This window comes from Ralstonia flaminis, from assembly GCF_958415495.1.
Taxonomy (GTDB): domain Bacteria; phylum Pseudomonadota; class Gammaproteobacteria; order Burkholderiales; family Burkholderiaceae; genus Ralstonia; species Ralstonia flaminis.
Map to the genome: position 1 here is coordinate 247,974 of NZ_CATZLL010000005.1, position 12,781 is coordinate 260,754.

Sequence of the window (12,781 nt, forward strand, 5' to 3'; positions counted from 1 at the left end):
CGCTTAGCGGCGCGTCAGGCAACTCACTCCCGGAGTGCAACACCATGCATCGCCCTTCCCAGCTTGCTCAGCGCGCGCTGCCGACGCTCTTGAGGCTGTTCTCCTCACTGCCACTGCCTGTAATCCATGGCATCGGACGCGCGTTCGGTCGGATCGTCTATGCCATACCGGGTGGATATCGCCGCCATGTCCAGCGCAATGCTGCGCAGGCTGGATTTAAAGAGCCCCGCTTTGCACGGCAGGCAGCGGCAGAAACCGGCGCAATGATGAGCGAACTGGCACGTGTCTGGTTTCAGAGCGAAGCGTGCATGACCCAGGTGATTTGTGAGGACTGGGACGTCATCGAGCAAGCCTTGGCCGAGCGCAACGGGCTCATCATGCTCACCCCCCATCTTGGCTGCTTTGAACTGGCTGCTCGCTATGCGGCGCAACGCATTCCGTTGACGATCATGTTTCGCCCGCATCGCAAAGCCATGCTGCGCGGCCTGCTGGATGCCGTACGCGCAACGTCGAACTTGAAGACGGTGCCAGCAACAGCGCAAGGTGTGCGATCGTTTGTACGCGCGTTGCGACAGGGGGACGCGGTTGGTCTTCTTCCTGATCAAGCCCCGAAGGGCGACGGTGTGTGGGTCCCATTCTTTGGCCGCTTGGCGTACACCATGACGTTGCCAGGCAAGCTCGCTCAGCAGACGAACGCGGCCCTGATCGTGGCCGCCGGCGAGCGGCTGCCCGGTGGGCGTGGCTGGCGGATGCACGTGAAGCGCCTGACGGGGCCGCTTCCCCAGAGCGCCGAAGCCCAGGCTGCGTGGATCAATGCCGAAATGGAAGAGATGGTCAGGCGCTTTCCTCAACAGTACCTATGGGGCTACAACCGATACAAGGTGCCCGCTGGTGCGCCAGCTGCTCCTACGGGCACCGCATAAGCGGATTGCATTCTTTGCCTCACCAACTGCGCCGATCGTGTCTGCGCTCCAGTCGAAAGAGGCAAGCCTCGTGTAGTTGGCAGCGACTCGAAGCATCGCAACGCATCTTCAATACACCGCAGGTTCGCAGCTGAGCCATGCCGCAATGTGGATAACTCCCACCTCCCGCTGTGGAAAACTCAAGGGAAAAGCGTGTTGGCTCTCCGGGGTTAGGTTGTCCACAGCACAGGAATAACTTCTGCGCGGTTGCACAGGGTGCGACGCGATCTACCGAACTCATCCACGTAACGGCACATGCTGTCCGAACGGTTGTGCATTTCGCAAGGCATTGATGCAAAAGCAGTTTTTGCACCTATCCACAGAACTTATCCACCGTTATCTACTACTACTATCTTTATATAAAGAAAGAAGTAAACAGAGACAGAAAGCAGGCGTGTGAGTGTGCGCCTTGATTGCAGGCGACCAACGCAAGGACGTTTGACCTGCAATGCGCGATCGAGGAAATCGAACAGGCAGCGTTCTGTGTCTTCGGTGGCCTGCCGTTTCAGGGTCACATCACCGCGGTGGCCATGGCCTGTGCGCTGATGACGAGATTGCGTCCCGCCGCCTTGGCTTGGTACAGCGCCGCATCGGCCGTCTCGATCAGCGTATCGGTGGAGAAGGCTGTGCTGCCGGGCGTGGCGGTGGCACAGCCGGCGCTGACCGTGACATAGCGTGAAGGCGCAGCAGCCTCGATGCGCAGGCGCATCACCGCTTCACGCGCGCGCTCGGCCAATGCCTGTGCGTCGGTCGGACCGGTGTCGGGCAACACAATGACGAACTCTTCGCCGCCGTAGCGCGCGATGAAATCGCCGGGGCGGCGCACGACGCCCGAGAGTGCGGCCGCCACGGCCGCCAGGCAGGCATCGCCTTTAAGGTGGCCGAACGCGTCGTTGTAGCGCTTGAAGTGGTCCACATCCACCATGATGAGCGACAGCGGTTGCCCGTTGCGTTTGGCAGTGCCCATACGCACGCCGATCTGTTCGCTGAAGTAGCTGCGGTTGTACAGACCGGTGAGCGCGTCATGCATGGAGGCCTGCCGCAACGACACGTGCGCCTCGAACAGCCGCCGGTACAGCGCCGTCACTTCCCACACCAGCACGCACACCAGCACCCCAGGGGCGAGCATGCTGAACAGGCGCGCCACGTACCAGCCCACGGTAAAGCGGTCTGAGCTCAGCAGGTTCAGGCTCGTATCGGTAAAGCACGCGAGCGCGGCAATCGCCAGCCATACGTCCAGCACGGCGCGCAGGCGGCCGCTCGCGAGCACCGCCAGCACGGCAATCGCGTTGATCGCCCACAGGACCACCGCGACGGGGTTGCTGGCAATCGCCCCTCCTGTGGATGACGCCAACGGCGGCGGCAGATTCGCCATCAGGGCGACGCCGCACAGCAGCGCGCCAACGACCACCGGCCCGCCGATCAACAGCCATGCCCACAAGGCCACGTACCGGGTAGAGACCGCATCGCGCGAGAACCGGTCACGCGTGAGCACCGCCAGGATCACGAACAGTGGAAAGCCGCCGTGCCAGAACACCCACATCCATACCGAACTGGTCGGGCGGGCGCCGAACAGGCCGGTGGGCGAGAACACGCCCGGAAACATCAGCAACTGCAGGGCCACGGCCAGCGCGGTGAAGGCATAGGCGCCGCCCAGCGCGCCCAGCATCGGCTGGCGCGTGACGGTGAACTGGGCCCCCAACAGGAAGGCGGCGATACAGGCGGTGGTAAAGACCGTCAATGCGCACATCGGCATGAACGGGGTGATGGCGGGCCATGGCAGGCCGGCCCGGGGCGCGGCCACGGCTAGCGTCAGCAGGATCAGCAAGGCAATCACGCCGGCAAAGGCTGACTGCCGGCGCGTGGCCCGCTGGATCAGGAAACTTTCCATCCAACCCCCCGGTTTGGTCATCGGTGTCCGCTCGGTCCGTTGCCCGCTGTGTGCTCCAGCGGTGCCGGGGTGGCGATCGGCGATGGGTGCGTGCTGCCTGGGAGTCTCCATCATAGGCACGGGCCGGCGGGGCGAAAAGCCTAGGCAGCGATTTGGGTAGCCCTGTGATTTGCCTAAGTCTGTCGCCGTAGCCTTACGGGCAGGCAGGCTCCAAGGGAATTGAAGGGAACGCCCCGTACTGTGCGCGGGACAAACCGGAGCTGTCGAATCAACCCGGCCTGCAGGCCGATGCGGTATGGAATCACTCAATCACACCCTGTTTCTCTGGCTTAACGCCCCAACCGACCCAGCCCCCACGACGTTCTGGCTAGCGATGTCTTTTGCGGAGTACCTGATCTGGCTGGCGCCGCTGACGCTTGTGGCCTGCTGGCTGTGGGGCGAGCCGACGTCGCGCCGCCGTGCGCTGCAGACCGCGTTGGCGACCGCTCTGGCACTGCTCATCAGCGCGGGATTCAGCCTGGTCTGGTATCACCCGCGGCCGTTTGAGATCGGTCTGGGGACCAATCTGCTGCCGCATGCGGCGGATTCCTCGTTTCCGAGCGACCACTTGACGGTGTGGTGGACGGTCGCGTTCAGCCTGATGTGGGACGCGCGTCTGCGTCGCGTGGGCGTCTGGTTGGCGCTGCTGGGCCTGCCGATGGCCTGGGCGCGCATCTACCTGGGGGTGCACTATCCGTTCGACATGCTGGGCGCCGCCGGTGTGGCCACGCTGAGCGCTTGGCTAGGCAGCGGCCGCGTGGCGCATACGCTGTCAGAGCCGCTGCACCGCCTCGGGCTGGCGGTGCATGGCGTGGTGCTGGCGCCATGCGTGCGGCGCGGTTGGGTGCGCAAGTAAGGCTGCTGCTACGCATGGCGGCGCCACGCGCGCCAGAACAGCACAAAGGCGAGCGCCGTGGCCCCCACGTTGTACAGCGTCGCTCGGGCGAATGCATGGCCGTAGCGTGCAATGTGCTCGGCAGAGCTGCCGCCTTCCACATGACCAAGCAGCGAGAACAGCAGCACCCCCACCACGGTCACGCCCACGGCATTGCCGACGGCCTGCATGGTCGTCACCGCGCCCGCGCCCATGCCGGCCTGCGAGGCCTGCACGCTGCTGAGGATCGTGTTGAGCGACAGCGGCAGCACCATGCCCTGCCCAAAGCCGTTGAGCACCAGCGCCACGATCAGCAACGGCAGCGGGCCACCCACCTGCGCCACCGTGGCCGACAGCGTGAGCCCCACCGTAAAGATCGCCACGCCCAGCAGCAGTGCGCGCTGTCCGATGCGCTCGGTCAGGCGTGGCCCGGATAGCGAGCCCGTGAAGAACGCAATGGCCGCAGGTGTGAAGACCATTCCGGCCACCAGGGCGCTCATGCCGTGCCCGAACTGCAGCAGCATCGTCAGCGCCAGGAAGTACGAACTGATGGCCGTATAGATGAGGAAGATCGCCAGCACGCCCATCACAAAGCTGCGGTTGGCAAACAGCGCGATCTCGATGATGGGCACGCGGCCCGCGGCCGACAGCGTCTGCTCATACCGCACGAAATGCCGGAACACCAGCAACGAGGCCAGCGGCACCGCCCATGACCACCACGGCCAGCCAAACTCGCGGCCCTGCATGATGGGCACCAGCAGCATGCCCAGCGCCACCGCGCCGGCCAGCGCGCCGTGCACATCCAGCCGCGCTGGCACCGGGGCACGTGATTCCGTAACAAACACCCGCGCTGCCAGCAGCGCTGCAATGCCGATCGGCACATTGACCAGAAACACCATGCGCCAGCCGCCAATGTCTGCCGCCAGCGGATGCCCGATCAGCCAGCCGCCGGCAAGCTGTGACAGCGATGCGGCTGCGCCCTGTACCGCGCCCATCACCCCGAACGCGCGTCGACGCTCATCCCCATCAAACAACACGCGCGCGGTGGCCATCACCTGTGGCATCAGGATGGCGGCGCCCAGGCCCTGCGCCACGCGCATCGCAATCAGCATCCACGCGCTCGTTGCCAGCCCGCACAGGGCCGATGCCAGCGTGAACACCGCCATGCCCGCCAGGAACATGCGCTTGCGCCCGAACAGATCGCCCAGGCGCGCACCGTTGAGCAGGAACACCGCATAGGCGGCGCTGTAACCGACCATGATGAGCTGGATTTCGGCAAAGCTGGCGTGCAGCCCGGTGCGGATGTCCGGAATCACCACGTTGACGATGAACAGGTCGAGTATGGTGACAAAGTTGCCGGTCAGCAGCGCAGCCAGCGCGGACCAGCGTCGCGCTGGCGAGGTGGACGCGGCAGCCAGGCTGCCCGCGAGGGATTCCGTTGACATGGGGTGATCTCAGTTATTAATATACGGTCGTACGTATACTAGAGAGCAGTTTCCCCGCGTCAAGGTCTGATTGCGTTGACCTTACTCACAGATCGGGCTTCGAGAACACAGAGGGCATCACCATGAACGAGACCGACGGCCGGCGCGTGCGCGGCGAGCGTGCGCGCGCCCAAGTGCTGGAACACGCCACCGCCATCGCCTCCACCGACGGGCTGGAGGGCCTGACCATTGGCCGCGTCGCCACCGATGCGGGCGTGGGCAAGGGCAACATCCAGGTGCTGTTTGGCGACAAGGAGACGCTGCAGCTCGCCACGCTCGACGCCGGCGTCGTGCACTACCTGAGCGCGGTGGTGCAGCCGGCGCTGGCGCTGCAGAGCCCGCTCGCCCGCCTGCGTGCGTTGACCGAAGGCTGGTTCGACTACGTTGCGGGTGGGCAGTCGCCCGGTGGTTGCTTTGTCTGCGCGGCCAGCTACGAATACCGCGCCCGACCCGGCATCATCCAGGATCGCGTGCGTGGCCACCGTGAGGCGGTGCGTGCCCGTTTTCGCGAGGTGATCATCGCCGGCCAGGCAGCGGGTGAACTGCGCGCCGATCTTGACGTCGAGCAGCTCGTTTTCGAGATCGAATCCTTCCGTTCCAACGCCAATGTTGCCTTCCTGATGGGGGACATGGCGGTATTCGAGCGGGCGCGGCACAGCACGCAGGCGCGCATCGACGCGGCTCTCGCGTAGGTCCGGCACCAGGGGCGACGCGCGGATGCGACGTCCTTGCGGCGCGCCGTTCCCGTGTCTCCACCTTTGGTTACACTTGCGCGATGCATGGCGTTGCGGGCTTCCAAGCCCGCATCAGCCAATCACATCGAACAATCCAATTGAAGAGTGCCGGGGGGGCGCATGACGATCCGAACGATCGCGGCGGTAGCAGGGGGCGCGCTGTGGCTGGCCGGTTGCGCAATGCCCTATAACGAGCCGCCAGCCGGCGCCAAGACCGCCACGGTGGATTTCATCCGGCCACTGTCCAGCACCAACGCCACGATCCTTACCTTTGATGAGGCCAAGTCCTGCGGCGGCCCGCGCACCGCACTCAAGCCCAATGATGCGACCCGGCCGATCCGCGTGCTGGCTGGCGTGCCGACCACGCTGGGCGCCAGTTTCTTCCGCACGGCCGGCACGATGACCTACCGCTGCGGCGTCACGGCAACGTTCGTGCCGCAGCCGGGCAAGCAGTACAAGATGACGGCCAGCTACCCGGCCAACGCCCACGTCTGCCGCGCCGGCGTGGCGGAGTCGGACGACGGCAAATCGTGGCACGCCCTCAATGTCCGCTACCGCGCGTACCACATCAACCCGGCCTGGGGCACCGGAAGTTGCCCCGACCTGACGGATGCCGATGTCGCCTTCCTGCGCGACAAGACCCGCTCCGAAGATGGCTCCACCACACTGAGCGACCTTTCCGATCTGCTGACCCCACAATGAGCCGTAGCACCCTGATTCTTCGCGCGTGCCTCGCCGCTGCTGCGGCATTGAGCGCCATGCCTGCCGCTGCGCTGGAGCCGGCCCATGTCTTCGCCAAGGTCGCCCCCAGCATCTGGGAGGTGCTTGTGGCCGACGCCACTGGCCGGCCGACCGCACTGGGCAGTGCGGTGGTGATCGGCGACGGGCTGGCCATTACCAACTGCCACGTGCTGCGCGGCGGCAAGCAGGTGAGCGTCAAGCGCGGCAACGCCACCTTTGGTGCGCGTCTGCTGTATCCCGATGTGGAGCGCGACCTGTGCCAACTACGCATCGCCGATTTCCACTACCCGGCCGTCACCATCGCCCCCAGCAGCACGCTGGTGACCGGGCAGAAGGTCTATGCGATCGGCAACCCGCTGGGGTTTGATCTCACCATCAGCGAAGGGCTGATTTCTTCATTGCGGCACGACGAAAGCGGACAACTCCGGGCCATCCAGACGTCCGCCGCCATTTCGCAGGGGTCGAGCGGCGGCGGGCTGTTCGACAGCAATGCGCGGCTGGTGGGCATCACCTCGCGCATGGTGTCGGCCGCGTACGGGCAAAATCTGAACTTTGCGGCCCCGGCCGATTGGATCAACGACGTGCCGGCGCGGGCGCAGAAGGCGCTGGCCGAGCGGGCGGCTGCGCTGTCCACCGCCAAGGCGGCAGCGGCGCCCCCGTCGGGCACCACACCGGCTACTGCAACCCCACGCAAGTCCGGCGAACTTGGCCCGAAAGCGCAGGCCGGCTTTGCTGAATATTTGCGCAAGCCCTGGCCGAAGGTGTTCGTGGCGGCCGATGGCGATGAGTTCATCTACCAATGGGGCCAGAACGCGGAGTTCCGCGCGGTGTCGTGGTGCAAGGAGCGCTATCAGAACTGCTCCATCTATGCCCGCGACGATACGGTCGTCGAGGGAAAGTGACGCCAGGCCATGTTTTCTGGTGTCCACGGCGGTTATCACAGACAATAAGACATTAAATTTGTGATCGTTTGTGTCGTCTGGAGCTAGGGTAGCCTCGGATTGAGTCAATCGAAGGCCCGACCCGCGATGGCTCAAATTTGTGTCGCAACGTTGAGTGCTGCGGCGCAGTAAAGTCAGCCCCCGCGCAACCATCCCAAACAAGCTGAATAGGAATCTGCCAACATGAACTGGACCGCGACCCGACCGATCCGCGTGGTCGTGCTCGATGACCATGCGGTCGTCCGTCACGGCCTGGCCGCGCGCCTGAAGCAGGAGGCCGACATCGAGGTCAGCGGCATGTTCGCGTCGGGCCGGGAGGTCGTGCAGGCGCTCAAGGACAACGCCGTCGAGGTGGACATCCTGCTGATGGATTATTCGCTCGGGCCTGCCGAGATCGATGGGCTGAACCTGATCCGCCTGATTCGCGTGCGCTACCCGGATCTGAGGATCCTGGTGGCTTCCGCACATCACAACAAAGCGACGGTCGGGCTGGTGATGCACGCCGGTGCACGCGGTTTTGTGGGCAAGGAAGAAGAACTGTCGGAACTGGTGCGGGCCATCCGCACCGTGGCGGCGGGTGGCAAGCGCCTGAATGCCACGCTGGCTGCCGAGATGGAGCGCGATGCGCTGGCCGCCGACGCGCCGGCCCCGACATCCGCAGTGGATGGCAACCAGCTCTCCGCACTGGTGGACCGCCCCGAACTGAGCCCGCGTGAGCGCGAAGTGCTGCGCTGCTGTCTGGACGGCATGTCCGTGTCCGATATTGCCGAGAAGTTCGCGCGCAGCATCAAGACCATCAGCTCGCAGAAGCAGTCCGCCTATCGCAAGCTGGGCATCCGTACCGATACCGAACTTTTCAAGATCAAGCACGAGTTGGAGGGGCAGTGAGCTTGCGGCGGCGCCTTGCACGCTGCCTCACCGCTTGCGCTCTGGTGGTTGCCGGCTGGCCGCTCTTGGCTGCTGCGCAGCAAACACCCCAGTTCACCCCGCAAGAGCGGGCCTGGATTGCGCAGCATCCGGTTGTGCGGGTTGCGTACCGGGAGAATTGGAAACCCTTTGAGTACATCGAGCAGGGCAAGCCGCAAGGGCTGGCGTCCAGTTATCTCGATGCGATTAGCCGTGTCAGCGGATTGCGTTTCGAGCCGGTGCCGATCAACAACTGGGCCCAAAGCCGCAACGCGTTTCTCAAGGGCGAAGTCGACCTGCTGCCGAGTCTCTCCACGCTCGCTGCGTCTGATTCGCTCAAACAGCAGTTGCTGTTGACCGACCAATATTTCATGGGGGCCACGCTGGCGGTGGCGCGCGCCTCGCAGCGCACGATCTTCCATCTGAATGAACTGGACGGCATGACGGTGGCGATCATTGGCGGCGGCGCTACCGAGATCCTCATGCGCGAGAAGCTGCCTCGTGCGCACCTGCTGCTGTTTGATTCGACGGATGCGGCCCTGCAGGCCGTCGCCGATGGCTCGGCCGACGTTGCCGCCGCCACCAACTACGCCGCCGAGCCGCTGTTGCGCCGGCGCTTTGCCAACGCGCTGCATGTCTCGGGTGTACTCACGGATCTGCCGGTGCCGCTGTTCATGGGCGTGCGCACGGACCAGCCGCTGCTGCGCTCGATTCTGGACAAGTCGCTACATTCGCTCACCGCGGCGGACACCGACGTCTTTGAGCGCCACTGGCTCGAAGTTGTGGACTATGGCGCGCCTTCCTACGGCTCGATCCTGCGCTATCGGGCGCGCGAGCTGGCCCTGGTGGCCGCAGCGATTGCCGGCATCCTCTTTCTGGCATGGCGCGCGCGGGTGCAGCGCCAACGCGCCGAACGCAGTGAACGCGAGAAGACCCGTTTCCTGGCCGTAATGAGCCACGAGATCCGCACGCCGATGAATGCCATCCTCTCATCGGTCGAGCTGCTGCAGCGCACGCCGCTTGACGATAGGCAGAAGCGCCTGACCGATGTGGCGACCACCGCCTCGCAGACGCTGCTGGTGCTGCTGGATGACGTGCTCGACATCTCCAAGCTGGAAGCCCAGCGGGTCGAGCTTGAATTGCTGCCCACGCCGATCCTGCCTTGGATCAACGATGCCCTGGACGTGGTGCGCTGGCGTGCCGAACGCAAGGGTCTGGCGCTCACGTTCATGAGCGGTGTCGATCCGTCTCTGTGTCTGCGGATCGATCCGACACGCACGCGGCAGATCCTGCTGAACCTGTTGTCCAACGCGGTCAAGTTCACCGAGCACGGCGGGGTGACGGTACGCATGTCCTACGTGCCGGCAGCCAAGCGGGGCGCGGCGGGTACGCTCACGATCGACGTGGCCGATACGGGCGTCGGCATTGCGCAGAAAGATCAGCGCACCATCTTCAAGGCGTTCCAGCAGGCTGACTCCAGCACCACGCGGCGCTTTGGCGGCACGGGGCTGGGCCTGTCCATTTCTCGCGAACTCGTGCGCCTGATGCGCGGCAGGATCGAAGTGCAGAGCACGCCGGGGGCGGGCACGGTCTTTACCGTCATCCTGCCAGCCGAGGTGGCGACGATGGAGGAGGCGCAAGCCGCGGCGGCACGCCCCGTTACCGATGCGCGCACCACCACGATCGCGCCCGAACCTGTCGGGTTGCCCGATGCCGAGCCGCAAACGGCGCCGCCTCAGACGGTGTCGGTGACAGCGCAAACCGGCAAGCCGCGCCCGCGCGTGCTCGTGGTCGACGATCAACCCACCAACCTGATGGTGATCGAAGACCAATTGAACACGCTCGGCTGCGATGCCGAACTCGCCGCTGACGGCGCGCAGGCCCTGGAGAAGGCTGCGGCGCAGACGTTCGATCTCATCCTGATGGACTGCTACCTGCCGGATATTGACGGCTATGCGGTCACGGCGCGCATTCGCTCGCGCGAGGCCGGTGCCGGCACGCATACGCCCATCCTCGCCATCTCCGCCGCGGTGGATGAGGAGCACCAGCAGCGCGTGATGGAAAGCGGCATGGACGGCATGCTGACCAAGCCCATCCGCCTGGATGCGCTGCGCGACATGATCGATCTATGGTGCGATGTCGCCGGCAGCGACGACAGCCAGAACACGCTGCGCGCGGTCACACCCGCCCCGGCTGGGGAAGACCGCGATCTCTGGTCGATCTATCTGGATTCGCTGGATGACGATCTGGAAAGCCTGGCCCACGCGCTGGATGCGCGCGACCCGACCGCAGCGCGCTACGTGGCGCACCGGATCAAGGGCGCGGCGCTGACGGTGGAGCAGGCCGCGATTGCCGAGCGCGCGCGCGTGCTTGAGGCGGCGCTGGCGCAGGCCGGCGCGATTCCGGCCGATGCCCCCGCAGCGCTGGCCGAACTGCGCGGCCAGCGCGACCAACTCCGCGCCGATAGCACCGTCGGCTGACCCGTCCTGCCGTTTGCCGTGCGCAGCGCGCTCAGGCGTTGTGCAGTACGCGCAGCAGCAGGTTTTCCAGTTGCTTGACTTCGGTTTGCGAGAACCCGCGCAGCAAGTGGTTCAGCACATCGATGATCAAGGGCCGGATCTCCGGATACAGCGCGCGGCCTTGCTCCGTGAGCGTGACCACCACCGAACGGCGATCGGCATCGCTCGGTGCACGCTTCACGATGTTCTTCTTCTCGAGCCGATCGATCAGCCGCGTCATCGCACCCGGATCGTAGTGCAGCAGGCGCGAGAGTTCGGCCGGTGTGGTCGCCAGGTCTTCGGCCAGATAGATGACCACCATCCACTGCGCGGCGGTCAGATCAATCGATGCCAGTGCACTATCGATATGCGTCACCAGCGCATGCCGGACCCGATGCACGAGTCGGCCGACGTTGGTGTCGCGATCCATGGTGTCGACCTGATAGGCGCCTTCGCCCGTGCCGCCGCCCATGGCGGTGGCCTCTGGTGGAATTTGTACGTCGGTGTTCATGGTGATGCTCCCCGTTCTACCGGTGATCCGGCTTGTAAGGCGCGCCATGCGTTCCCGTAACGCGGAGCGTGCTTCATTGCACACTAATCGGCGCTTGCCCAGGCCGTCAAGCCGGGATCGACACCAAGGCCGATCGTCAAATCACATTGGATATCGCTGCAAAACGATTGCGGCTGCCAAGGGGTGCGGTGGTTCGTATCATGGTTGAAACGTCAGGGCCGCAGCGGGTTCAACCCAAGTGGCGTGACGTGCTCGTTCTCCTCCAAATTCCCTTTTCTATTGCCATGAACCTCCACCTTCAGAACAAGCTTGCCCTCGTCACCGGCTCCACCAAGGGCATCGGTCATGCCATTGCTGTAGCACTGGCTGCCGAAGGCGCCCGCGTCATCGTCAACGGCCGTACCGAAGCCTCGGTGGCCGATGCCATCAGCCGCCTGCGTGCCGAGGTGCCTGACGCCCAAGTCGAGTCCTTTGCCGGAGATTTGTCTGCCCCCGAACAGGTGGCGGCACTGCTCGCCCGTTATCCCAAGGTCGACGTGCTCGTCAACAACCTCGGCATCTTCGACCCCAAGCCATTTGAAGAGATTGACGATGCCGAATGGCAGCGCTTCTTCAACGTCAACGTGATGAGCGGCGTGCGGCTCTCGCGTGCCTACCTGGGCGCAATGAAGGCGCAGAACTGGGGCCGCATCATCTTCATCAGCAGCGAGAGCGGCGTGCAGATTCCGGCCGAGATGATCCACTACGGCGTGACGAAGACGGCGCTGCTGGGCCTCTCGCGCGGGCTGGCCGAAGTGACCGCTGGCACCGCCGTCACCGTGAATGCGGTGCTGCCAGGGCCGACGCGGTCTGAAGGCGTGGATGAATTCGTGGGCAAGCTTTCGGGTGGCCAGAGCTTCGAAGCGTTCGAGAAGACGTTCTTCGAGACCGCGCGGCCCACTTCGCTCATCAAGCGCTTTGCCACGCCGCAGGAAGTGGCGAACCTGGTTGCCTATGTTGCCAGTCCGCTGTCGGCCGCCACCACGGGTGCAGCGCTGCGTGTGGATGGCGGGGTGGTGAAGTCGGCATTCTAGGCTGCGTTTTCCGGTGACACCGTCGTCGGCTGCTCGCTGCGCATCGCCCGCCGTGTGTTGCCAAGACAACTCGACGGGCGATGTGCAGCGACCAAGAAACGTTGCAATCGCACGCCAGCCCGACACA

Annotated in this window: 11 protein-coding genes; 8 read left to right on the plus strand and 3 right to left on the minus strand. The window is 64.8% G+C overall.

Annotation, left to right across the window (positions count from 1 at the left end; all coding sequences use genetic code 11):
* The first annotated feature begins 44 nt into the window (after nt 1–44).
* Nucleotides 45–923 carry a lysophospholipid acyltransferase family protein gene (locus R2N11_RS10015; protein ID WP_199030527.1) on the plus strand — a complete coding sequence of 293 codons (879 nt, stop codon included), beginning with the start codon at nt 45–47 and terminating at the stop codon, nt 921–923.
* Between the two features lie 550 nt (nt 924–1,473).
* Here the strand turns inward: R2N11_RS10015 and R2N11_RS10020 are convergent.
* Nucleotides 1,474–2,853: a sensor domain-containing diguanylate cyclase gene (locus R2N11_RS10020; RefSeq protein ID WP_316680979.1), complete on the minus strand. Its 1,380-nt coding sequence runs from the start codon at nt 2,851–2,853 to the stop codon at nt 1,474–1,476.
* A 295-nt stretch (nt 2,854–3,148) separates the two neighbouring features.
* Here R2N11_RS10020 and R2N11_RS10025 point away from each other — a divergent pair, with 295 nt between their 5' ends.
* Nucleotides 3,149–3,748 carry an undecaprenyl-diphosphatase gene (locus R2N11_RS10025; protein ID WP_316680981.1) on the plus strand — a complete coding sequence of 200 codons (600 nt, stop codon included), beginning with the start codon at nt 3,149–3,151 and terminating at the stop codon, nt 3,746–3,748.
* A gap of 8 nt (nt 3,749–3,756) precedes the next feature.
* Here the strand turns inward: R2N11_RS10025 and R2N11_RS10030 are convergent, their stop codons facing one another.
* The gene (locus R2N11_RS10030; protein ID WP_316680982.1) at nt 3,757–5,211 is read right to left on the minus strand and encodes an MFS transporter; all 1,455 of its coding nucleotides are present in this window, start codon (nt 5,209–5,211) and stop codon (nt 3,757–3,759) included.
* Between the two features lie 122 nt (nt 5,212–5,333).
* Here R2N11_RS10030 and R2N11_RS10035 point away from each other — a divergent pair, with 122 nt between their 5' ends.
* The 5 genes from R2N11_RS10035 (at nt 5,334) to R2N11_RS10055 (ending at nt 11,052) form a co-directional block, all read left to right on the plus strand.
* The gene (locus R2N11_RS10035; protein ID WP_199030523.1) at nt 5,334–5,942 is read left to right on the plus strand and encodes a TetR/AcrR family transcriptional regulator; all 609 of its coding nucleotides are present in this window, start codon (nt 5,334–5,336) and stop codon (nt 5,940–5,942) included.
* 162 nt (nt 5,943–6,104) lie between these two features.
* Complete coding sequence (locus R2N11_RS10040) at nt 6,105–6,686, plus strand: hypothetical protein (RefSeq protein WP_199030522.1); 582 nt, start codon at nt 6,105–6,107, stop codon at nt 6,684–6,686.
* Nucleotides 6,683–7,627, plus strand: a complete 945-nt coding sequence (locus R2N11_RS10045) for a S1C family serine protease (protein ID WP_430715428.1) — start codon at nt 6,683–6,685, stop codon at nt 7,625–7,627. The genes R2N11_RS10040 and R2N11_RS10045 overlap by 4 nt, the downstream gene beginning before the upstream one ends.
* A 222-nt stretch (nt 7,628–7,849) precedes the next feature.
* Nucleotides 7,850–8,554: a response regulator transcription factor gene (locus tag R2N11_RS10050; protein ID WP_316680984.1), complete on the plus strand. Its 705-nt coding sequence runs from the start codon at nt 7,850–7,852 to the stop codon at nt 8,552–8,554.
* A complete protein-coding gene (locus tag R2N11_RS10055; RefSeq protein WP_316680985.1) occupies nt 8,551–11,052 on the plus strand; it encodes an ATP-binding protein in 2,502 nt (833 codons plus the stop codon). The genes R2N11_RS10050 and R2N11_RS10055 overlap by 4 nt, the downstream gene beginning before the upstream one ends.
* Nucleotides 11,053–11,083: 31 nt before the next feature.
* Here the strand turns inward: R2N11_RS10055 and R2N11_RS10060 are convergent, their stop codons facing one another.
* Nucleotides 11,084–11,581: a MarR family winged helix-turn-helix transcriptional regulator gene (locus tag R2N11_RS10060; RefSeq protein ID WP_316680986.1), complete on the minus strand. Its 498-nt coding sequence runs from the start codon at nt 11,579–11,581 to the stop codon at nt 11,084–11,086.
* 284 nt (nt 11,582–11,865) lie between these two features.
* On the opposite strand from R2N11_RS10060, the gene R2N11_RS10065 reads away from it, so the two are divergent.
* Nucleotides 11,866–12,654 carry an SDR family NAD(P)-dependent oxidoreductase gene (locus R2N11_RS10065; RefSeq protein WP_199030677.1) on the plus strand — a complete coding sequence of 263 codons (789 nt, stop codon included), beginning with the start codon at nt 11,866–11,868 and terminating at the stop codon, nt 12,652–12,654.
* Nucleotides 12,655–12,781: the final 127 nt, after the last annotated feature.